Below are 20916 nucleotides of genomic sequence, written 5' to 3'. Positions count from 1 at the left end.
GTCGAGACAGGGCATCTCTGGTGGAGCGGGTGGCCGCCTGAGGGCATCGCGCCGAGGTGAAGGAGTCGCCGTGAAGATTTCCGACGTGCTGCGCAAGAAGGGCAGCGAGGTCATCACCGTCAAGCCCGACGAGACGGTCGCCGGCCTGCTCGGCCTGCTGGCCGAGCACCGCATCGGTGCCGTGGTCGTGAGCACCGACGGCTCGAGCGTCGACGGGATCGTGAGTGAGCGCGACATCGTCCGGCACCTCCACAGCACCGGTACGAGCGTGCTCGAGGCGCCGGTCTCGCAGATCATGACGAGCGAGGTCACCACGGGCTCGGCCGACGACAACATCGCCGACCTCGCCGGGACGATGACCGAGATGCGGGTGCGGCACGTGCCCATCGTCGACGCCGACGGCAAGCTGGCGGCGATCGTCAGCATCGGCGACATCGTCAAGCACCGGCTCTCCGAGCTCCAGTCCGAGCGCGACCAGCTGCGCGACTACATCAGCAGCTGATACCTCCGGTACACCGGACCAAACCGACGAGACGGGACACACGCGACACCCGGCGGCGCGTTGCCGCAGGGTTCCAGTCGTGGCGCCCCGGTCGCATACCGTAGGGGCATGACTGCGTACGACCGGACCGAGCGGGTGCCCACCCCGCGGCCCGGCGCGCGCACCGGTGGGGTGCCCGTGGCCCCGCGCCCCGGCATCCCCGGCTCCCCGCAGCGGATCGGCCCGTACCGCCTCGTCGAGGAGATCGGCGAGGGCGGCATGGGCGTCGTCCACCTCGCCCTCGACCCGCGTGGCCGGGCCGTCGCGATCAAGGTCCTGCGCGCCCACGTCGCGCACGACGCCGACGCCCGGCAGCGCCTCTCCCGAGAGGTCGACACGCTCTCACGCATCCGCGACGCGCGGGTCGCGAGCGTCATCGACGCCGACGTCATGGCGCCCCGCCCCTACATCGTGACGCGCTACGTGCCCGGGCCGGCGCTCGACGAGGTCGTCGAGGAGCACGGCCCGCTGGCGCCCGCAGACCTGCTGCGCCTGGCCCGCGGCATCGCCGAGGCGATCCGCGCCATCCACGCGTGCGGTGTCGTCCACCGCGACATCAAGCCGGGCAACGTCCTCATCGAGGACGGCGACCCGGTGCTCATCGACTTCGGCATCGCACACCTGCAGGACGACGTGCGCCACACCGTCGGCGGGCTCGTCATGGGCACGCCGGGCTACCTCTCGCCCGAGCTCGTCGAGGGTGCCGCGATCACCGACGCCACCGACTGGTGGGGCTGGGCCGCCACGATCACGTATGCCGCGTCGGGTCGTCCGCCGTTCGGCCGAGCCCGCATGGACGCCGTGCTCACCCGCGTGCGTGCCGGTGACGTCGACCTCGAGGGCGTCGACCCGCGCCTCGTGCCGCTCCTGCGCGCGTCCCTCTCACCCGACCCACGGCTGCGCCCGCACGCCGACGAGGTCATCGGGGCACTCGAGCTCTACGCCGCGGGACGCGCGGCGACCGTGCCGACCCCGAGCGGCAACCCGTGGGACGACGACCGCCCCACTGCGGCGCCCGGTGACACCCAGGTCGTCCAGCACGGCGGCACCGCCGTCATGCCGCCCGTCGGGGCAGCCGGCGCCCTCGTCGAGGCCTCGACCACAGGAAGTCCGGTGCGGTGGGCCCCACCCCCGACCGGCCCCAGGGCACCCGATCCCGACCCGGCGGCATACGACCACGGCTGGGACGACGAGCCCGCCTCGCCGGACGACTGGGGCGGCGCGCAGGCCTACGACGCCCGGCACGGGCGCGGTGGGCAGGACGTCGAGCAGGGGCCGCAGGGCTACTGGCCCGAGGAGGAGTGGGACGAGGAGGACGAGCCCGTCCAGCGCGAGGGCGACCCCCGCATCGGCCTGCCGATGCGCACCGGTCTGCTCGCCGCGGTCGGGATCGCCTGGGTCGGTGCGCTCATGGCGTGGCCGGGCATCGCCCTCGTCGTGCTCGTCGTGCTCTCGGCCCTCGCCCGGGCCACCGACCGCTCGGTCACGGCGCTCGTCCTGCGCCGCTACGACTTCGGCCGACGGCGCAGCGACGTGCCCTTCGCCGTCGTCTCGAGCCCGTGGCACCTCGTCGTCGGCATCATCGCGACGGGGGTCGGCCTGCTCCTGCCCGTGGCGGTGGCGCTCGCCGGGATCTTCGCCGCCGCCCTGCTCCTCGCCGGCACGCAGGGCACCGACCTCGGGCCCGGTGCGCCGATCACGCTCGCCGTCGGCGGCGTCCTCGGCCTGCTCATGCTCTGGTGGGGCCCCGGTGGGGCCTCGCTTCGACGAGGGTCCCGCTCGATGGCGCGGCGGCTCGTGCCGGCCGGCCTCACCACCCAGATCGTCTCCGTGCTGCTCGCCGTCTTCGGAGTCGTGGCCGCGCTCGTGGCCCTGCAGCACGGCTCGAGCCTGACGTGGGACCCCTTCACGACCAACCCGTTCGCGCCGTGAGCGCCGGGTCTCGGTGATCCGAGGTCCCGTTCGCGGGTCCGTGGGGCCTTCGTGCGGTCTCCGTGCGGTCTCTGTGCGGGACCTGTGGCCCTAGCGCATCAACCCCTGCAAACGGCTGGGAAAAAGATCACGGAAGTATCTCGACGTGTCTTGTGCGCTGCAGGAACGTCCCGTACCGTCAGTGCTCGGCGGCCTCGACTCTCGGGTCGAACGGGAGCATCACCACTCGGCTCCCGGGTCGCTTCGTCGCGTCCGGCTCCACACGAACGCTCCCACAACTTCACATGGACACCCATCAATCCGTTTCCCTGAGCGCGCCGAGCCTCGCCAGCCAGGGATGTAGCCCACATCCGTGGGCCGGGCGAGGACGGGGGACCCAGTGTGACCAGTGAGTGCATGTGTGTTCGAGCGCATGGCAAGAGGACGAGATCTGGTCTCGGGGTGAAGTCGCATCCGCGACGGGGCACCTGACGCCCCAACCCGACAGCTAACCCCGCAGGCGCGCGTCAGGAAGGATCACCCATGCAGTACATGTCCAAGCATGCTGCGGCCAAGAAGGTCTCGGCCAAGCAGCGCATCGCGGGAGTCGGAATCGCTGGAGCCGCCACCATCGTCGGTGGCATCGCCACGGGCGGGTCGGCCAAGGCCGCGTCGGTCTGGGACCGCGTCGCCGCGTGCGAGTCGAGCGGCAACTGGCACATCAACACCGGCAACGGCTACTACGGCGGCCTCCAGTTCGTGCAGAGCACGTGGCGCGGCTACGGCGGCACCGCTTTCGCACCGCGAGCCGACCTCGCCAGCCGGGCCGAGCAGATCGCCGTGGCGCAGCGCGTGCTCGCCTCCCAGGGCCCCGGCGCCTGGCCGGTGTGTTCGAAGCGTGCGGGCCTGACGCGCGCCAACGGCGGCGCCACGACGACCCCGGTCTCGCGGTCGACCGTCCGCAAGCCGGTGACGACGAAGAAGGTCGTCAAGAAGAAGACGTACGCCACCAAGCCGGCGGTCACGAACACCGCCAAGGGCGCCAAGATCACCGTGCACCGCGGCGACACGCTCGGCAAGATCGCCGCGCGCTACCATGTGTCCGGCGGCTGGAAGGCGCTCTGGAAGGCGAACGGCGCCCGCGTCACCAACCCGAACCTCATCTTCGTGGGCCAGACTCTGCGACTCCCGTGAGTTCCTGATAGAACTGTGCCGGACGGCCTCGCGCGACCAACCCCTGGGTTTGCGCGGGGCCGTCCTTGTCGTTCCGCGGCCGGGTCGTGCTCGCGGTTTGGGCGTATGCCGTCCGGCTCGGTTACGCTTTCGCCCGTCCGCGGCGCTCGCGCCCAGACGTGCTGGCGTGGCGCAATTGGTAGCGCACCTGTCTTGTAAACAGGCGGTTAGGGGTTCGAGTCCCCTCGCCAGCTCTCTGACCTGTATGACTTCGCCTGATGCCTGACGTTCGGGCTTCGCCTGATGCTTGTCAGTGTTTCGGGTGATGCTTGACAGCTACTTCGGCTGATCCTTGACGCTCTCTTCATGAAGGAGATGAGCGTGGCTGAGCAGCGGTACAAGGCGGTGCTGGCCGTGATCGGTGACGGCCGACAGGTGTCCGAGGTCGCCGCGGCGTGGGGTGTCTCGAGGCAGACCCTGCACGCGTGGCTGGCCCGGTACGAACACGATGGCCTCGAGGGGCTGGTCGACCGGTCCCATCGCCCGGCGGTTGTCCGCACCAGATGGACCCGGCCGTGGAGGTCGCGGTCCTTGAAACGCGACGCCGGCATCCCGGGTGGGGTCCTCGCCGGATCGTGTACGAGCTGAAACGCCGGGGCCTGTCGGCGAGTGAGTCGGGGGTGTACCGGGCGCTGCGCCGGGCCAACCTGATCGATCCCTCGGGTCGGCGCGGGCGTCAGCGGCAGTGGCGTCGGTGGGAACGCTCGCGCCCGCACGAGCTGTGGCAGATGGACGTCGTCGGCGGGATCCTGCTGCGCGACGGCACCACCCTGAAGTGCCTGACCGGTGTCGATGACCATTCCCGGTTCTGTGTCAGTGCCCGGTTGATGCCGCGGGAGCGGACCCAGCCGGTCTGTGACGCGTTCACCTTGGCGCTGGACACCCACGGGGTCCCGGAACAGGTCCTGACCGACAACGGGAAGGTGTTCACCGGCCGGTTCAACACCCCACCGGTCGAGGTGCTGTTCGACGCGATCTGCCGACGCAACGGCATCGAGCACCTGCTGACCAAGCCCCGCTCGCCCACCACGACCGGCAAGATCTGTGAAGACTTGGTGTGGCGCGGCACCGGCCCGGTCTGACTCAGGTCAAGGTGTGACCGAGGTGTCCTGCGTTCGATTTGTCGACCGGGTCGCGGTGTCGCGTCTGACAAACCGGCCCGACGGAAACTGACCTGATAGGAGCCTGGCTTAGGAGCCCCGTCACAGACGTGTCGCTCCGCCAGGCCGGTTTGCCCTCCCCAACGACGATCTATCGGAGGAGCAACACCAGCACGACCACATCAACGACTGCTGTCATCGGTGGCATCGGTGTTCGGCGACGGTCGGGAGCTTCTCGTACAGGCCCTCGAGGACCCGGTCGAACTGGCCGTTCACGCTGTCGGCAGCGGGCTGGTCGTACACGCTGTGCAGCAGCGCCCGCACCCAGCCCCACTGCGACTTCGGGGTGACGGACATGAGGTTTGCGGCGTAGTGGGTGCGGCAGCGCTGCCACGAGGCCGCGGGCAGGGTCGCCCCGATCGCCTCGACCAGGCCGGCGTGCGCGTCGCTCGTGACGAGTGCGACATCGGACAGCCCGCGGGCGGTCAAGTCCCGGAAGAAGCCGAGCCGCCCGGCACCGGATTCGGTTGTCGCTGTGTGGGTCCCGAGGACCTCCCGGTAGCCGTCAGCGTTGACGCCGGTGGCGACCATCACCGCGACCTTCACCACCCGGCCGGCCTCGCGGACCTTCATCGTGAGCGCATCGGCCGCGACGAACGTGTACGGCCCCCCGGACAGCGGACGGGTGCGGAACGCGGCGACCTGCTCGTCGAGGTCGCGCGCCATCACCGACACCTGGGACTTGGACAGACCGGCAATGCCAAGCGTCCGTACGAGCTTGTCCATCCGGCGGGTGGACACCCCGAGCAGGTAGCAGGTCGCGACGACCGTCGTCAGGGCCGCCTCCGCGCGGCGGTGCCGCTCGAGGAGCCACTCGGGGAAGAAGGACCCTTCGCGCAGCTTCGGGATGGCCACCTCGAGGGTCCCGGCCCTGGTGTCGAGGTCATGGCGGCGGTAGCCGTCGCGGGAGTTGACGCGATCCGCCGAGCGGACGCCGTACTCGGCGCCGCACACGCTGTCGGCCTGCGCGCTCAGCAGGGCGTTGATGAAGGTGCCGAGGAGCTCCCGCATCAGGTCGGGACTGGCCGGGGCCAGCTGCTCGTGAAGGAAGACGGCAGGGTCGATACTGGTGTTCGCGGTCATCGCGACGCTCCATTCGAGGGTGCTGTGAGAGGTTCACTCGAAGGATCACGCGGTGACCGCACCTGCATCCAGCAGGGACACGCTCACCGGTGTCGTCGTACACCAACGCTATGGACTCAACTTGACCGGGCCCGTCATGGGCCGGGGACTCTACTGCTCGGACGCAGGACTGCTCTCTAAGGTTGTCACGGCCCCAGCTTGAAGGTTCACCCTGAGGTGAAGGCAAACGCGCGAGCGCGACCAAATCCTCAGGGCCGTATGCCGTCCGCCGCTCCCAGGTGGACCGTGGCCGCCGGGCAGGTCGGGCTCAGCGGACGCTGGGCGACGAGAGCCGGACGAGGCACGCGGCCTCGCGGGCGAAGGGCACGAGCCGCACCTCCGTGTCGGCGGCGCCCGACCGCTCCAGGGTCGCGCGCAACATCTCCTCGTGCATCGTGCACACGACACCGGGATGGGCGCGAGCCGACGAGAGCACCGGGCACGTGCGCAGTGCGACCTCGCCGTCCGGCTCCACGTGCGGCGAGAAGCCCGCTGTCGTCAGGAGCCCGACGACGAGCTCGAAGGGCGGTGTCGCGCGCGTGCCGGTAGACCGCGGCGCGCTCAGCTGGTCGGCCCAGCGGCGTCCGATCGCGCGGGCATGGAGCTCGGGGTCATCGGTGGCAGCGAGGTGCTCAGCCATGGCCGTGACGAGCTCGTCGGTCGAGACAGGCCGTGACACGCGCAGCGCCTCGACGACGAGCCGTCCGCGGTCGGTCAAGCGGTGGCCGAGTGAGGGGCGTCCTCGCGTCCCGGCCCCGACGGGCGTGCGCGCGACAAGGCCGTCGTCGACCAGCCGGGCGAGGTGAGCGCGGGTCGTGTTGGGGTGCCCGCCGAGGACCTCGACGAGCGCACCGATCGTCGCCGGTCGCTCCGGCTCGTAGCCCGCCAGTGCCTCGAGCACGCGCTGACGCGCCGCCGGAACCTCGGGCAGGGCCTCCGGGCCACGCTGTCGGCCGGACTCCGGGCCAGGCTGCCCGACCTGCTCCGGACCGGACCGCCGCACCTGCCCTGAAGCCGGGTGGAGGGCTCGGGTTGGCGCGGCGCGGTTAGTTGGGCTATTTTTCACATGGGCAGTGTAATAAACAGTTGCCCCCGCCGCATCCCCAGGAGCCACCGTGAGCACCCACGAGTCCCTTCCCGTGTACGACGTCAGCTCGACCGGCTGCACCTGTGGGTGCTCGGACGAGGGTGAGCCGGAGCTCGACGTGCGCGCCATCCCGCACGCGATCCGCCACGCGACCGTCTTCGGCGCACTGAGAGCCGTGCCGGCCGGTGGGTCGCTGCGGCTCGTCGCACCGCATGACCCGAAGCCGCTGCTCGCCCAGATCGAGGATTGCGAAGGCGGCACCATCGAGGTCGACTACCTCGTGCGTGGCCCGCAGGCCTGGACTCTGCGGCTCACCCGTCAGGCCTGACCTCAGCTCCGACGCCACCTTCTGACAGACGCCGCGATGAGCATGCGCCAGCTCGAGCGCTCCTCCGCCGCAGCCCTGCCGGGGCGAGGGGTGTGGCCGCTGCGCGACCACCCGACGACGTTGTGGCTGACCGCGGCCCTCGTCGTGGCGGCGCTCGGCCGAGGCATTCCGGCAGCCGATTGGCTCGTCGTGCACCTCGTGCTCCTCGGTGCGGTCAGCCACGCGGTGATGGTGTGGAGCACGCACTTCGCGCAGGCGCTGCTCAAGACGCCACCGACGCTCGACGGTCGTCGGCAGCAAGGGCGCCGCCTCGCCCTGCTGCTCGTCGGCTCCACGCTCGTCTTCGTCGGCGTACCGACCGGTTGGTGGCCGATGACCGTGGCCGGCGCCTCGTGCGCGGCCGGGGCCGTCGTGTGGCACGGCGTCCAGCTCTGGCGCCGCCTCCGCGCAGCCCTGCCGGGTCGCTTCCGGATCACCATCCGCTACTACCTCGCCGCAGCGACGGCCATGCCGGTGGGCGCCTTCTTCGGCGTGCTCCTCGCGCAGCAGCCGCCCGACCCGTGGCACGCCCGCCTCCTCGTGGCCCACTCGATGACGATGGCGCTCGGCTGGCTCGGCCTGACCGTGACCGGCACCCTCGTGACCTTCTGGCCGACACTCCTGCGCGCACGCATGGACGACCGCGCCGAATCCCTCGCGCGACAGGCTCTTCCGGTGCTTCTGGCCGGCGTTGCCCTCGCGGTCGCCGGGGCTCTCGCGGGCTGGCACCTGCCCACGTCGCTCGGCCTGGTCACGTATGCCGCCGGCCTCGTCTGGTGGGCCCGCGCACTCGTCGCCCCGGCCCGTCGCAGCGTGCCGCGCCGCTTCGCCACCGTCTCTGCCGCCTGCGCCCTCGCGTGGTTCGTCATCACCGTCGTGGCCGTCGCCGGGCTCGTCCTGGTGACGCCGGACTGGACCGAGGTGGGCGCCCACTACGAGCTCGTCGCCGCCGCGCTGGCCGTCGGTTTCGCTCTGCAGCTCGTCCTCGCGGCCCTTAGCCATCTCGTGCCGAGCGTCCTGGGTGGGGGCCCGGCCGCCCTCCGCGCCGGGCTCGACTGGTTCGAGCGCGGCGCGCCCTTCCGGGTCGTCGTTCTCAACCTCGGGCTCGCGCTGTGGCTGCTGCCGCTGCCCAGCCCGACCCGGATCGCGCTAGCTGTGCTCGTGGCCCTCGCGGTGGCAAGCTTCCTGCCGCTCGCCGCCATGTCGGTGCGAGAGTCGATCCGGGCACGCCGGGCCGCAGGGACCGACACCGTCGAAACGACCCGAGCTGCGGCCACCTCGCGAGTCCCCCAAGGCGAGAGGGCCTTCTGGACGTCCGTTCAGCTCGCCGCTGCCGTGTCGGTCATCGGCCTCGTCGTCGCTGCCAGCCTTGCCCTCCCGTCAGCCGCCGGCGGAGGCGGCGCTGAGGTCCCGCCCACCGGGCACACGACGACCGTCGAGGTGGCCGCGGGGGACATGCGCTTCACGCCCACCTCGATCACCGTGCCGGTCGGTGACCGCCTCGTCATCCGCGTGACCAACCGCGACGAGACGACGACCCACGACCTCGTCCTCGACACGGGCGGACGCACGGCTCGCCTCGCGCCGGGAGCCATCGGCGAGGTGGATGCAGGTGTGGTGGTTGGGCCGGTCGAGGGCTGGTGCTCGGTCGTCGGCCACCGCCAGATGGGAATGGTGCTGCACGTCGTCGTCGCCGGCGCAGCGTCAGGGGACGCCGCCGCCAAAGCCCCGCTCGGCTCGGTGGCCGTTGGTGCACCGGGGGCTGGCCACGCCGGGTCGGGCACGACGATCCACGACGCCCGCGTCCACGCTGGTGACGGCGCGCTGGGAGCCGGCTTCACGGCATACGACCCCGTGCTGGCGCCGCTCACATCCGAGCGGGTCCACCGGACGACGCTCACCGTCGAGGAGCTCGAGCTGCAGGTCGCGCCGGGGGTCTGGCAGCGGCGGTGGACCTACAACGGCACCTCGCCCGGGCCCACCCTGCACGGGCGCGTCGGCGACGTCTTCGAGGTCACCCTCGTCAACCACGGCACGATGGGCCACTCCATCGACTTCCACGCCGGGTCGCGGGCGCCCGACGAGGTGATGCGCACGGTGCCGCCGGGTGGCAGCCTCACCTACCGCTTCACCGCGACGCGGGCCGGCGTCTGGATGTACCACTGCTCCACCATGCCGATGTCGGCGCACATCGCGGCGGGGCTCGTCGGGGCCGTGGTCATCGAGCCGCCCGACCTGCCGGCCGTGGGCCGCAGCTTCCTGCTCGTGCAGTCGGAGCTCTACCTCGGGGGGAGCACGGCCCATGGCTCAGCCGCCGAGGTCGACGCGGCCAAGGCGCAGGCGGACACGCCGGACGGCGTCGTCTTCAACGGCACCGCTTTCCAGTACGACTCGGCACCGCTGCAGGCGCGGGCGGGTGAGCGAGTTCGCCTCTGGGTGCTCGACGCCGGGCCCAACCGGGCGACGAGCTTCCACGTCGTCGGCGTGCAGTTCGACGCGGTCTGGGCGGAGGGAGTATGGCTGCTGAGGCCGGGTGCGTCGAGCGGCGGGAGCCAGACCCTGGCGCTCGGCGCCGCCCAGGGCGGCTTCGTCGAGACGACCTTCCCCGAGGTCGGCCACTACCCCTTCGTCAGCCATGTCATGGCCGACGCCGAGCGGGGGGCTCACGGCGTCGTGCTGGTGCAGCCATGACCGGCGCGGCGCCCACTCCGCTGCCCGCAACCACGTCCAAGACCACGTCCAGGACCACGTCCAGGACCACGACCACGACCACCACCGACGACGGGAACCGATGATGTGCAGCTACTGCGGATGTGCCGACCTGGAGGTGGTCGGCCGGTTCATGGCCGAGCACGAGCACATCATCAACCACGTCAGCGCCCTGCGGAGCTCGCTCGACGACGAGCCCCGCCGGCGAGCGGCGGCCCGCGAGCTCGAGGCCCACCTGACGCCGCACGTCGTGGCCGAGGAGACGGGGCTCTTCACCGTCATGGCGCGCGACGAGCTCTTCACCGACCACATCGCCCGGCTCTGCGCCGAGCACCAGGAGCTCGACGAGCTGCTCGCGGCGGTCGCGGACGGTGAGGTGGCCCTCTTCTCCCGCTTCGAGGACGCCCTGCGCGACCACATCGACCGCGAGGACAACGGACTCTTCCCGGCCGCCGCCATCCACCTCGGCGGCCCCGAGTGGGACGAGGTCGAGCTGCTCACCCCGACGGCAGCAGGAGCACACCCATGACGGCGAGCCCGGCACCGGAGACACGAACTACAGGGGTCGTAGGTCTGGTCACTCAGGCCCCACCCGTGACAGGGTGCTGGGCATGGCAACCTTCGAGGTGACCCGGCCGCGCAACGAAGCACGGAAGGCGGTGCGTCGTGGCTGAACGGTCATCGACGACATCGGCTGGCCGAGTCGGCACGGACGGAGCTCCCGGCCTCGACGGATCGGCGTCGGCGGCGCTGCTCAAGGCGGGCCGGTTCTTCACGCGGTGGGAGGAGTCCGACGACGGGCGTGCCGTCTTCCGTGAGGGCGGGCGGGCCGGCGACGTCTTCTACCGCGACCGGTGGAGCCACGACAAGGTGGTCCGCTCGACCCATGGCGTCAACTGCACCGGCTCCTGCTCGTGGAAGGTCTACGTCAAGGACGGGATCATCACCTGGGAGACGCAGCAGACCGACTACCCGTCCGTCGGCCCCGACCGCCCGGAGTACGAGCCCCGCGGCTGTCCGCGCGGAGCCGCCTTCTCCTGGTACACCTACTCGCCCACGCGGGTGCGCTATCCCTACGTCCGCGGTGTCCTCCTCGAGATGTACCGCGAGGCCAAGGCCCGCCTCGGGGACCCGGTCGCCGCCTGGCACGAGATCACGACCGACCCGGAGAAGCGCCGCCGCTACCAGAGCGCTCGCGGCAAGGGCGGCCTCGTGCGTGCGTCGTGGGGCGAGGCCGTCGAGATCGCCGCCGCCGCGCACGTCCACACGATCAAGGAGTACGGCCCCGACCGCGTCGCCGGCTTCTCGCCGATCCCCGCGATGTCGATGGTGTCGCACTGCGTCGGCACCCGCTTCATCCAGCTCATCGGCGGCGTCATGACGAGCTTCTACGACTGGTACGCCGACCTGCCCGTCGCGAGCCCGCAGGTCTTCGGCGACCAGACCGACGTGCCCGAGTCGGGCGACTGGTGGGACGCGACGTACCTCATGATGTGGGGCTCCAACGTCCCGGTGACCCGGACGCCCGACGCGCACTGGATGGCCGAGGTCCGCTACCGCGGCACGAAGGTCGTCACCGTCAGCCCCGACTATGCCGACAACACGAAGTTCGCCGACGAGTGGATGCCCGCCCAGGCCGGCACCGACGCCGCGCTCGCGATGGCGATGGGTCACGTGCTCCTCAAGGAGTTCTTCGTCGACCGCGAGGTCTCCTTCTTCACCGACTACGTGCGCACCTACAGCGACCTCCCCTTCCTCATCCGTCTCGAGGCCCCCGAGGAGGCGTATGCCGCCGCGTCGGGTGCCGGTGCCACCGCTCCCCTCGTGCCCGGCAAGTTCCTCACCGCCGCCGACCTCGCCGCCGAAGGGAGCACGGCCCCGGACGAGGACGCCTGGAAGACCGTGCTGCTCGACGACGTGACCGGTCAGCCGGTCGTGCCGAACGGCTCGATGGGCTTCCGCTACGCGGACTCCGGCAAGGGGCGCTGGAACCTCGACCTCGACGGGGTCAGCCCAGCGCTCACGATGGCCGGCGACGCCGCCGAGGCCGTCGAGGTGCTGCTGCCGGCCTTCGTCGAGCCCGACGGCACCGGCTCGGTCCTGCGCCGAGGGGTGCCTGCTCGCCGCGTCGCGGGTCACCTCGTGACGACCGTCTACGACCTCATGCTCGCGCAGTACGGCGTCGAGCGAGAAGGGCTGCCGGGTAGCTGGCCGACGGGCTACGACGACGTGACCGCGCCCTACACGCCGGCGTGGCAGGCCGAGATCACCGGCGTGCCCGCCGAGCAGTGCATCCGCATCGTGCGCGAGTTCGCGACGAACTCCGAGCAGTCACAAGGGCGCTCGATGATCATCATGGGTGCGGGCATCTGCCAGTGGTTCCACGGCGACGCGACCTACCGCGCGATCCTCTCGCTGCTCGTCCTCACCGGCTGCATGGGTCGCAACGGTGGCGGCTGGGCGCACTACGTCGGCCAGGAGAAGTGCCGACCGATCACCGGCTGGATCTCCCTCGCCAACGCCCTCGACTGGGGCCGGCCGCCGCGCACCATGACGGGCACGTCGTACTGGTACATGCACACCGACCAGTGGCGCAACGACGGCTACTCCGCGGACTCGCTCAACTCGCCCCTCGCCAGAGGGCATCTGGCCGGCAAGCACACCGCCGACACCATCGCGCAGTCCGCCCGGATGGGGTGGATGCCGTTCTACCCGCAGTTCGGCGCCAACCCGCTCCAGGTGGCGCAGGACGCCCAGGCCGCGGTCGACGCGGGCACCGCCGTCAGCCCGGCGGCATACGTGGCCGGTGCTCTCCACGACGGCACGCTGACCTCGGCCATCGAGGACGTCGACGCCCCCGAGAACTGGCCGCGCACCCTCGTGCTGTGGCGGAGCAACCTCATGGGCTCCTCGGCCAAGGGCAACGAGTACTTCCTGCGCAACCTGCTGGGCACGCACCACAACGTCCTCGGCAGCGAGAACCCTCTGGCACCAAGGCCTTCCGAGGTGAAGTGGCACGACGAGGCGCCGGAGGGCAAGCTCGACCTGCTGCTCTCGGCCGACTTCCGCATGACGTCGACGACCCTGCTGTCGGACATCGTGCTGCCCGCCGCGACGTGGTACGAGAAGCACGACCTCAGCTCGACCGACATGCACCCGTTCGTGCACGCCTTCACCCCGGCCATCGACCCGCCCTGGGAGGCCAAGAGCGACTTCGAGCTGTTCCACCTCCTCGCCGAGAAGCTCTCGGACCTCGCGCGCACCCACCTCGGCGTGCGCCAGGACCTCGTCAGCGTGCCGCTCATGCACGACACCCCCGGCGAGACGGCGCAGCCCGGCGGGCGGGCCGTCGACTGGCGGGCCACGGGACAGCCGGGTGTGCCGGGCAAGACGATGCCGGTCTTCCAGCTCGTCGAGCGCGACTACACCGCGATCAGCGAGAAGCTCGCCACCGTGGGGCCGCTCGCCGACAGCCTCGGCTTCACCGTCAAGAACGTCACCTACCGGGTCGAGGAGGAGGTGGCCCGCCTTGCCGCCACGAACGGCGTCATGCTCGGCGGCGCCGGTGACGGCCGTCCCGCGATCGACACCGACGCGAAGATGGCCGAGGCCATCCTCACCTTCTCGGGCACGACGAACGGCCACCTCGCCGTGCAGGGCTTCCGCACCCTCGAGGAGCGGGTCGGCAAGAAGCTCGCCGACCTCGCCGAGGGGTCCGAGGAGAAGCACGTCACCTTCGCCGACACGCAGAGCGCACCGGTCGCCGTCATCACCTCGCCCGAGTGGTCGGGCTCCGAGACCGGCGGGCGACGCTATGCGCCTTTCACCGTCAACATCGAGCGTCTCAAGCCCTTCCACACCCTCACCGGTCGGATGCACTTCTACCTCGACCACGACTGGATGCAGGATCTCGGCGAGGCGCTGCCCATCTATCGGCCGCCCCTCGACATGCACCGCCTCTTCGGCGAGCCGAAGCTCGGCTCCGACGGCGCGAAGCAGGTGACCGTCCGCTACCTGACGCCGCACTCCAAGTGGTCGATCCACTCGGAGTACCAGGACAACCTGCTCATGCTCTCGCTGTCGCGCGGCGGCCCGACGGTGTGGATGAGCCCGCAGGACGCCGACTCGATCGACGTCAGGGACAACGACTGGGTCGAGTGCGTCAACACCAACGGCGTGCTCGTCGGCCGGGCGATCGTCAGCCCCCGTATGCCGGAGGGCGTCGTCTACGTGCACCACGCCCAGGAGCGCACCATCGACGTGCCGAAGTCGGAGGCGACCGGTCGCCGCGGCGGCATCCACAACTCGGTGACGCGGCTGCTCGTCAAGCCGACCCACCTCATCGGCGGCTACGCCCAGCTGTCCTACACGTTCAACTACTTCGGGCCGACGGGCAACCAACGCGACATGGTCTCGACGGTGCGCAAGCGCTCGCAGGAGGTGACGTACTGATGCGTGTCATGGCCCAGATGGGCATGGTGATGAACCTCGACAAGTGCATCGGGTGCCACACGTGCTCGGTCACGTGCAAGCAGGCGTGGACCAATCGCGCGGGCACGGAGTACGTCTGGTTCAACAACGTGGAGACGCGCCCGGGACAAGGGTATCCGCGCCGCTACGAGGACCAGGAGACGTGGAAGGGCGGCTGGACGCTCACCCACCGCGGCAACCTCAAGCTCAAGGGCGGCGGTCGGGTGCAGAAGCTCCTCGGCATCTTCGCGAGCCCCGTGCAGCCCAAGCTCGCCGACTACTACGAGCCGTGGACCTACGACTACCAGACCCTCATCGAGGCACCGCTCGGCGACGACTTCCCCGTCGCCCGGCCGAAGTCGCTCATCACCGGCGAGAACACGAAGATCACGTGGTCGGCCAACTGGGACGACAACCTCGGCGGCGCGAGCGAGATGGGCCACCTCGACCCCATCGTCGCCAAGCTCAACGCCTCGGTGCGGCGCGAGTCCGAGGAGAAGGTCCGCCTCGATCTCGAGAAGACCTTCATGTTCTACCTCCCCCGGATCTGCGAGCACTGCCTCAACCCCTCGTGCATGGCCTCGTGCCCGTCCGGCGCGATCTACAAGCGCGAGGAGGACGGCATCGTCCTCGTCGACCAGGACCGGTGCCGCGGCTGGCGGCAGTGCATCACCGGCTGCCCGTACAAGAAGATCTACTTCAACCACAAGAGCGGCAAGGCCGAGAAGTGCACCTTCTGCTACCCCCGCGTCGAGGTGGGCCTGCCGACCGTGTGCTCCGAGACGTGCGTCGGACGGCTGCGCTACCTCGGGCTCTTCCTCTACGACGCCGACCGGGTCACGGCCGCGGCCGCGACCCCGGACGAGGGCGACCTCTACGAGGCCCAGCTCGACCTCATGCTCGACCCGAGCGACCCCGAGGTCATCGCGGCGGCCCGGCGCGACGGCATACCGGACGACTGGATGGACGCGGCGCGCCGGTCTCCCGTCTACGCGCTCGCCAAGACCTACCGGGTGGCCCTGCCGTTGCACCCGGAGTACCGCACGATGCCGATGGTCTGGTACGTCCCGCCACTGTCGCCGATCGTCGACGTCCTGTCGTCGCAGGGGCACGACGCCGAGGACCGCACCGTGCTCTTCGGGGCCATCGAGGCGCTGCGCATCCCCGTCGACTACCTCGCCGAGCTCTTCACCGCGGGGCGCACCGACATCATCACGGGCGTGCTGCAGAAGCTCGCCGCGATGCGTGCGTACATGCGCGACGTGTCGCTGGGCCGCGACGGTGACCCCGCGATCCCGGAGGCCGTCGGCATGAGCGAGGAGACGCTCTACGAGATGTACCGCCTCATGGCGATCGCGAAGTACGCCGACCGCTACGTCATCCCGACCGCCCACGTCGAGCGCGCCCACGAGCTCGAGGAGATCGGCTGCTCGCTCGACTTCGACGAGGGTCCGGGGATGTACGAGTCCGGACCTTTCGGCGAGGCGAGCGGCCGGCCCGCGCCGGTGGCCGTCGAGACCTTCAACGCGCTCAAGCAGCGGCAGACGTCCGACACGGCCATGACGACGACCGAGTCCGGCTCCCTGACCGGTCGGGTCAACCTGCTCAACTGGGACGGCAACGGCGCTCCCCCGGGACTCTTCCCGGGCCGCTCGGACGGGGACGCACCGTGATCGGGCTGCGCCGGCGGGCGACACCCCGGGACCACCGCGTCGTGCACCTCGTGGCCGGTCGCTGCCTCGACTACCCCTCGGCCGAGCTCGTCACCACCCTCCCCTCGATGCGCGATGCCCTTGCGGAGCAAGGCGACTCGGCCGCCGCCACCCGACTGACGAGTCTCGTCGCCCACCTCGGCGGAGCCGACCTGCCGGACCTCCAGCAGGCGTACGTCGACACCTTCGACCTCAGCCGCAAGCACGCGCTCTACCTGTCGTACTGGACCGATGGCGACACCCGCCGACGCGGGGAGGTGCTGGGACGGTTCAAGACGGCATACCGCAGCAGTGGTGCGGTCGTCGACACGCACGGGGAGCTCCCCGACTACCTCCCGATGGTGCTCGAGTTCGCGGCGCGCGTCGATCCGGAGGCGGGTGTCTCGCTCCTCCAGGAGTACCGCGCAAGTCTCGAGCTGCTGCGGATCGCCTTGCAGGAGAGGAAGAGCCCGTATGCCGCCGCAGTCGTCGCCGTGTGCGCGACCCTTCCCGGTGAGTCGCCTCCCGACCGCGCGGCGGTCATGGAGATGGTCGGCCTGAGCGGGCCGCACCCGACCGAGTCGGTCGGGCTCGAGCCCTACGACCCGAGACTCCTTCCCCTGCAGACGGTCTCGTCCGGCGCACCGACGGGGGCCCGCTCGTGAGCACCTTCCTCTGGGGCGTCCTGCCCTACCTCTGCATCGCGAGCCTGGTCGGGGGCACGGTCTGGCGCTACCGCTACGACAAGTTCGGCTGGACGACCCGCTCGTCCCAGCTCTACGAGTCTCGCCTGCTGCGCATCGGGTCCCCGCTCTTCCACTTCGGCATCCTGCTCGTCTTCGTCGGCCACGTCGGCGGGCTCGTCATCCCCGAGTCGTGGACCGAGGCCGTCGGCGTCAGCGAGGGCCTCTACCACTTCAACGCGCTGCTCTTCGGCGGCCTCGCCGGGGTCTGCACCCTCGCCGGCATCCTCATCCTCGTCTACCGGCGCCGCACGACCGGGCCCGTCTTCATGGCGACGACGAAGAACGACAAGCTGATGTACGTCCTGCTCGTCGCGGCCATCGTCCTCGGCCTCTGGACGACGCTCGTCAGCGTCGGGGCGGGCAGCGAGGCGCACAACTACCGCGAGACGGTGTCCCCGTGGTTCCGGTCGGTGCTGCTGCTGAGCCCCGACGTCGCGTCGATGGCGGCAGCACCGGTGCAGTTCCACGTCCACGCGATCGTCGGGATGCTGCTCTTCGCGCTGTGGCCCTTCACCCGGCTCGTCCACGCCTTCACGGCCCCCCTGCACTACCTCTTCCGGCCCTACATCGTCTACCGGTCCCGCGACGGCCGGACCTCCGGCAACCGCTCGAGCCGTCCGGGCTGGAGCGGCGTCGGCACCTCCGACCGCGACCGCAGACACTGACCCGACCTTGCCTCGAGGAGAGCCATGAGTACGAGCGCACCGAGCGCATCGACGCCGTCCACGCCGCACGTCGAGCTGAGCGGCCAGGGCCGGAACCTCGCCCTCGCGACGTTCGCCTTCGCCGTGACCTTCTGGGCGTGGAACCTCATCGGGCCGCTGGGGGTGAGGTACACCGAGCAGATGCACCTGAGCAGCAGCCAGAAGGCGCTGCTCGTCGCGACGCCGGTGCTCGTCGGCTCGCTCGGGCGAATCCCGGTCGGTGCGCTAACCGACCGCTACGGCGGCCGGGTCATGTTCCCGATCCTCACACTGGTGACCGTCCCCTTCGTGCTCCTCGTGGCGCTGGCCGGCAACCTGAAGTCCTTCCCGCTGATGCTGCTCTTCGGCTTCTTCCTCGGCATCGCCGGCACGACCTTCGCGGTCGGCGTGCCCTTCGTCAACGCGTGGTACCACGCCGACCGGCGCGGCTTCGCCACCGGCGTCTTCGGCGCCGGCATGGGCGGCACCGCCCTGTCGGCCGCCCTGACGCCACGGATGGTGACGTGGTTCGGCTACACGATGACCCACATCATCATCGCGCTGATGCTCGTCGCGACTGCCGCCCTGTGCTGGACCGCGATGCGCAACTCACCGGTCTGGAAGCCCAACACCGACCCGGTCCTGCCCAAGCTCGCGGCGGCCCTCAAGCTGCCCGTCACGTGGCAGATGTCGCTGCTCTACGCCGTGGCGTTCGGCGGCTTCGTCGCCTTCTCGACCTACCTGCCCACCCTGCTGAAGGACGTCTACTCCTTCGACCTGACCGCGGCCGGCACGCGCACGGCCGGCTTCGCGATCGCCGCCGTCATCGCCCGTCCCATCGGTGGTGTGCTGTCCGACCGCATCGGCCCGCGCGCCGTGGTCGGCATCTCGATGGCCGGCACCGCGGTGCTTGCGGCCGTCCTGGCGTTCGAGCCGCCGCTCGAGGTGCCTGCCGGCGCGGCGTTCGTCGCCATCGCCTTCTTCCTCGGCCTCGGCACGGGCGGTGTCTTCGCCTGGGTCGCCCGCCTCGCGCCGCCGGAGCGGGTCGGCAGCGTCACGGGACTCGTCGGTGCGGCCGGCGGCCTCGGCGGCTACTTCCCGCCGCTCGTGCTCGGGGCGACCTTCGGCAAGGTCTTCGACCACTACGGCTTCGGTTTGATGCTGCTCTGCCTCGTCGCAGTTGCCGCCCTGGTCTTCGCGCTGGTCGGCATCAAGGACGCCCGCGGCCAGCAGGCTCGGACGGCGGCCACCACGGTGTGAGACTGCGCGGACGGGCGCTCTCCAGCAAGGTCGCAGCCGGCTCCCCGGCAGCTCCCACCTCGCCGCGACCGCACCGCACCGTTTGTGCTCTCACCTCGTCAGCAACACACGAGGGCCCGTGCGCAGCTGGACCTTCGACCACAGCCGGGTTGCGTTGTTGAACATCGGCCAAGGTCGTCGTCGTGCCAGACCCCGCGCGATGCAACCTGTGGTTTGGCGCACCACCGGCGACGCTCAGAGTGACCGCGTGCGCGCGAGGGTTTGGGCAAGACAGGCGTACCCGGCGAGTTGATGCTCGCGTCATGCCGGCGCGTCAGTGCAGGGCAGTGATGAGCGCTAGCGGCTACTAGCCAAGGTGCCCCTGTCGGGGCGCCCGTTCCGGGCTGAAAATGGGCTTGTGACCGTCTGGTGACGCCGTGTTTCTATGCTCCGTTGAGGGCGTCTACTAGCCGGGCGCGGGGGTCACGCTGTGGGCGCCTTCACTGTTCCGCGATGGTCGAGCACGAGGACTAGATTCCGTTTCCTGCCTCGTGATCTCCCCGGACGGTCACGCCTCGAGGACGAGATCGCGTGGAGGTGGGAGATCAGCAACGATATTCGCCGAATCGACCGATGACGAGCAGATCATCGAGCGGGTGGCTGCCTTTGACATCGGCAAAGCTGAGCTGGTCTGCTGTGTGCGAGTGCCCTCGCCGACCGGCTCGAAGCGGAGGGTGCACGAGGTGACGACGCACACGACGATGACCCGGTCGGAGGCGGAGCTGGCCAACCGGTTGGTCGACCTGGGCATGCAGCGGGTCGTGATGGAGGCGGCCAGCGACTACTGGAAGCCGGTGTTCTACCTGCTGGAGGCCCGCGGCCTGAACCCCTGGCAGTTCAACGCCCGTGACGTGAAGCATCTCCCGGGCCGGCCCAAGACCGACGTGCTTGACGCGGTGTGGCTGTGCAAGATTGCCAAGCGTCAGATGCTGCGAGCGAGTTTCGTGCCACCACACCCGATCCGGGTGCTGCGCGATCTGACCCGCTACCGCATCGACCTGGTCGCGGCCCGCACCGCGGAGAAGAACCGGATGGAGAAGCTCCTGGAGTGAGCCTGCATCAAGCTGTCGGTGGTCGCCAGCGACATCTTCGGGATTTCGGGCCGGGCGATGATGGCTGCACTGATCGCCGGGGAGCGTGATCCCAAGCGACTCGCGGATCTGGCCGAGGCACGGATGCGAGCCAAGATCGGGCTCCTGCAGGAGGCGTTCGCCGGGCTGCCGGCGGGCGGCTTCGATGACCACCGCCGGCTCCTGCTGGGACGGATGCTGGGCCGCGTCGACGCCATCGATGCCGACATCGCGGTGTTGGACGCCGGGATCGGGGCTCACCTAGCCCCTTTCGAGGCGGCCTACCTAACCGCTCCAACCCAAAGCCCAGAGGTCGTGTGCGGCGAGGTCACCTGAAGCCAGGGTGAACTCGCGCAGTGCAGTGACGAGGCTGCGGCGGTCGAGCGTGTCCATTCGCGCCAGGATCGGCCGGATCTGCTCTGCTCGCTCGTGCATGACCTCGTCGACGACCTCCCTGCCGGCCGGGGTGAGGCGCAGGAGGAGCTGGCGACGGTTCTGGGGGTCGTCCGCGCGGTCGATGAATCCACGCGCCACCAGCCGATCGCACAACCGGCTCGCGCGGGTGAGGTGGATGCCGACCGCCTGCGCCAGGGCGCCGAGCGAGAGCGGCGGGCCGCTCGACAGGATGACGAGCGCGCGCAGGTGGAGCAGGTCCGTGACGTCGCTCGTGGCGGCCATCGACCTCGCGGTGATGGCGACGAGCACCCGGCAGGCGTCAAGGACTGCCTCGACATCCTGGTCTCGCGGTTGGCGACTGTCAGCAGCCTCGCTGGGGTCCGGTTCAGGCACGGCTCAAGTCTCCGCGCAACTCTTGCAATCCGCAACTG

At 70.4% G+C, this 20916-nt stretch carries 15 protein-coding genes, 1 tRNA gene, 2 pseudogenes and 1 riboswitch; of the genes and pseudogenes, 15 read left to right on the top strand and 3 right to left on the bottom strand.

Annotated features, from left to right (window positions below; genetic code table 11):
* Positions 1 to 70: 70 nt before the first annotated feature.
* From ACSSS0_RS06580 to ACSSS0_RS06560, 5 genes and pseudogenes are all read left to right on the top strand, one after another.
* Positions 71 to 502, top strand: a complete 432-nt coding sequence (locus tag ACSSS0_RS06580; protein WP_435984779.1) for a CBS domain-containing protein — start codon at positions 71 to 73, stop codon at positions 500 to 502.
* A gap of 108 nt (positions 503 to 610) precedes the next feature.
* On the top strand, positions 611 to 2473 hold the full coding sequence (locus ACSSS0_RS06575; protein ID WP_487230485.1) for a serine/threonine-protein kinase: 1863 nt from the start codon (positions 611 to 613) through the stop codon (positions 2471 to 2473).
* A gap of 345 nt (positions 2474 to 2818) precedes the next feature.
* Positions 2819 to 2992: riboswitch (cyclic di-AMP (ydaO/yuaA leader) on the top strand.
* A 3-nt stretch (positions 2993 to 2995) separates the two neighbouring features.
* Positions 2996 to 3646 carry a transglycosylase family protein gene (locus ACSSS0_RS06570; protein WP_487230484.1) on the top strand — a complete coding sequence of 217 codons (651 nt, stop codon included), beginning with the start codon at positions 2996 to 2998 and terminating at the stop codon, positions 3644 to 3646.
* Positions 3647 to 3806: 160 nt separating this feature from the next.
* Positions 3807 to 3879 (top strand) — tRNA-Thr (locus tag ACSSS0_RS06565).
* Between the two features lie 112 nt (positions 3880 to 3991).
* A pseudogene (locus tag ACSSS0_RS06560) lies at positions 3992 to 4728 on the top strand (IS481 family transposase); the annotation flags it as partial.
* A gap of 267 nt (positions 4729 to 4995) precedes the next feature.
* Here the strand turns inward: ACSSS0_RS06560 and ACSSS0_RS06555 are convergent.
* Positions 4996 to 5928, bottom strand: a pseudogene (locus tag ACSSS0_RS06555) (IS256 family transposase); the annotation flags it as partial.
* 307 nt (positions 5929 to 6235) lie between these two features.
* Positions 6236 to 6868 carry a helix-turn-helix transcriptional regulator gene (locus tag ACSSS0_RS06550; protein ID WP_487230483.1) on the bottom strand — a complete coding sequence of 211 codons (633 nt, stop codon included), beginning with the start codon at positions 6866 to 6868 and terminating at the stop codon, positions 6236 to 6238.
* 214 nt (positions 6869 to 7082) lie between these two features.
* Between ACSSS0_RS06550 and ACSSS0_RS06545 the strand changes: the two genes are divergently transcribed.
* From ACSSS0_RS06545 to ACSSS0_RS06500, 10 genes are all read left to right on the top strand, one after another.
* Positions 7083 to 7382 (top strand): DUF2249 domain-containing protein, encoded by a 300-nt coding sequence (locus ACSSS0_RS06545; protein WP_487230482.1) that lies wholly within the window; start codon positions 7083 to 7085, stop codon positions 7380 to 7382.
* Between the two features lie 36 nt (positions 7383 to 7418).
* Positions 7419 to 10112, top strand: a complete 2694-nt coding sequence (locus tag ACSSS0_RS06540; protein WP_487230481.1) for a multicopper oxidase domain-containing protein — start codon at positions 7419 to 7421, stop codon at positions 10110 to 10112.
* 151 nt (positions 10113 to 10263) lie between these two features.
* Positions 10264 to 10659, top strand: a complete 396-nt coding sequence (locus tag ACSSS0_RS06535; protein WP_487230480.1) for a hemerythrin domain-containing protein — start codon at positions 10264 to 10266, stop codon at positions 10657 to 10659.
* A gap of 137 nt (positions 10660 to 10796) precedes the next feature.
* Positions 10797 to 14582 (top strand): nitrate reductase subunit alpha, encoded by a 3786-nt coding sequence (locus ACSSS0_RS06530; protein WP_487230479.1) that lies wholly within the window; start codon positions 10797 to 10799, stop codon positions 14580 to 14582.
* Positions 14582 to 16273, top strand: coding sequence for a nitrate reductase subunit beta (gene narH, locus ACSSS0_RS06525; protein ID WP_435985673.1), 1692 nt, complete (start codon positions 14582 to 14584; stop codon positions 16271 to 16273). The genes ACSSS0_RS06530 and narH overlap by 1 nt, the downstream gene beginning before the upstream one ends.
* Positions 16270 to 16956, top strand: a complete 687-nt coding sequence (gene narJ, locus ACSSS0_RS06520) for a nitrate reductase molybdenum cofactor assembly chaperone (RefSeq protein WP_435985672.1) — start codon at positions 16270 to 16272, stop codon at positions 16954 to 16956. The genes narH and narJ overlap by 4 nt, the downstream gene beginning before the upstream one ends.
* Positions 16953 to 17702 carry a respiratory nitrate reductase subunit gamma gene (gene narI / locus ACSSS0_RS06515; protein ID WP_435985671.1) on the top strand — a complete coding sequence of 250 codons (750 nt, stop codon included), beginning with the start codon at positions 16953 to 16955 and terminating at the stop codon, positions 17700 to 17702. Before narJ ends, narI begins: the two co-directional genes overlap by 4 nt.
* A 24-nt stretch (positions 17703 to 17726) precedes the next feature.
* A complete protein-coding gene (locus ACSSS0_RS06510; RefSeq protein WP_487230478.1) occupies positions 17727 to 18980 on the top strand; it encodes a nitrate/nitrite transporter in 1254 nt (417 codons plus the stop codon).
* A gap of 635 nt (positions 18981 to 19615) precedes the next feature.
* On the top strand, positions 19616 to 20071 hold the full coding sequence (locus ACSSS0_RS06505) for an IS110 family transposase (protein WP_487230477.1): 456 nt from the start codon (positions 19616 to 19618) through the stop codon (positions 20069 to 20071).
* A gap of 18 nt (positions 20072 to 20089) precedes the next feature.
* Positions 20090 to 20425: a hypothetical protein gene (locus ACSSS0_RS06500; RefSeq protein ID WP_487230476.1), complete on the top strand. Its 336-nt coding sequence runs from the start codon at positions 20090 to 20092 to the stop codon at positions 20423 to 20425.
* Here the strand turns inward: ACSSS0_RS06500 and ACSSS0_RS06495 are convergent.
* Positions 20375 to 20794 (bottom strand): MarR family winged helix-turn-helix transcriptional regulator, encoded by a 420-nt coding sequence (locus ACSSS0_RS06495; RefSeq protein ID WP_487230475.1) that lies wholly within the window; start codon positions 20792 to 20794, stop codon positions 20375 to 20377. The genes ACSSS0_RS06500 and ACSSS0_RS06495 overlap by 51 nt on opposite strands.
* Positions 20795 to 20916: the final 122 nt, after the last annotated feature.

Source organism: Terrabacter sp. R4-6, from assembly GCF_057529065.1.
The sequence above is the reverse complement of the archived record's forward strand: the minus strand, read 5'-3'. Positions and strand labels throughout refer to the sequence as shown.

Bases quoted from the DNA above. Each gene is read 5' to 3' on its own strand.
- narH (WP_435985673.1), top strand. From the start codon at position 14,582: ATGCGTGTCATGGCCCAGATGGGCATGGTGATGAACCTCGACAAGTGC.
- ACSSS0_RS06540 (WP_487230481.1), top strand. From the start codon at position 7,419: ATGAGCATGCGCCAGCTCGAGCGCTCCTCCGCCGCAGCCCTGCCGGGG.
- ACSSS0_RS06570 (WP_487230484.1), top strand. From the start codon at position 2,996: ATGCAGTACATGTCCAAGCATGCTGCGGCCAAGAAGGTCTCGGCCAAG.
- ACSSS0_RS06535 (WP_487230480.1), top strand. From the start codon at position 10,264: ATGGCCGAGCACGAGCACATCATCAACCACGTCAGCGCCCTGCGGAGC.
- ACSSS0_RS06575 (WP_487230485.1), top strand. From the start codon at position 611: ATGACTGCGTACGACCGGACCGAGCGGGTGCCCACCCCGCGGCCCGGC.
- ACSSS0_RS06510 (WP_487230478.1), top strand. From the start codon at position 17,727: ATGAGTACGAGCGCACCGAGCGCATCGACGCCGTCCACGCCGCACGTC.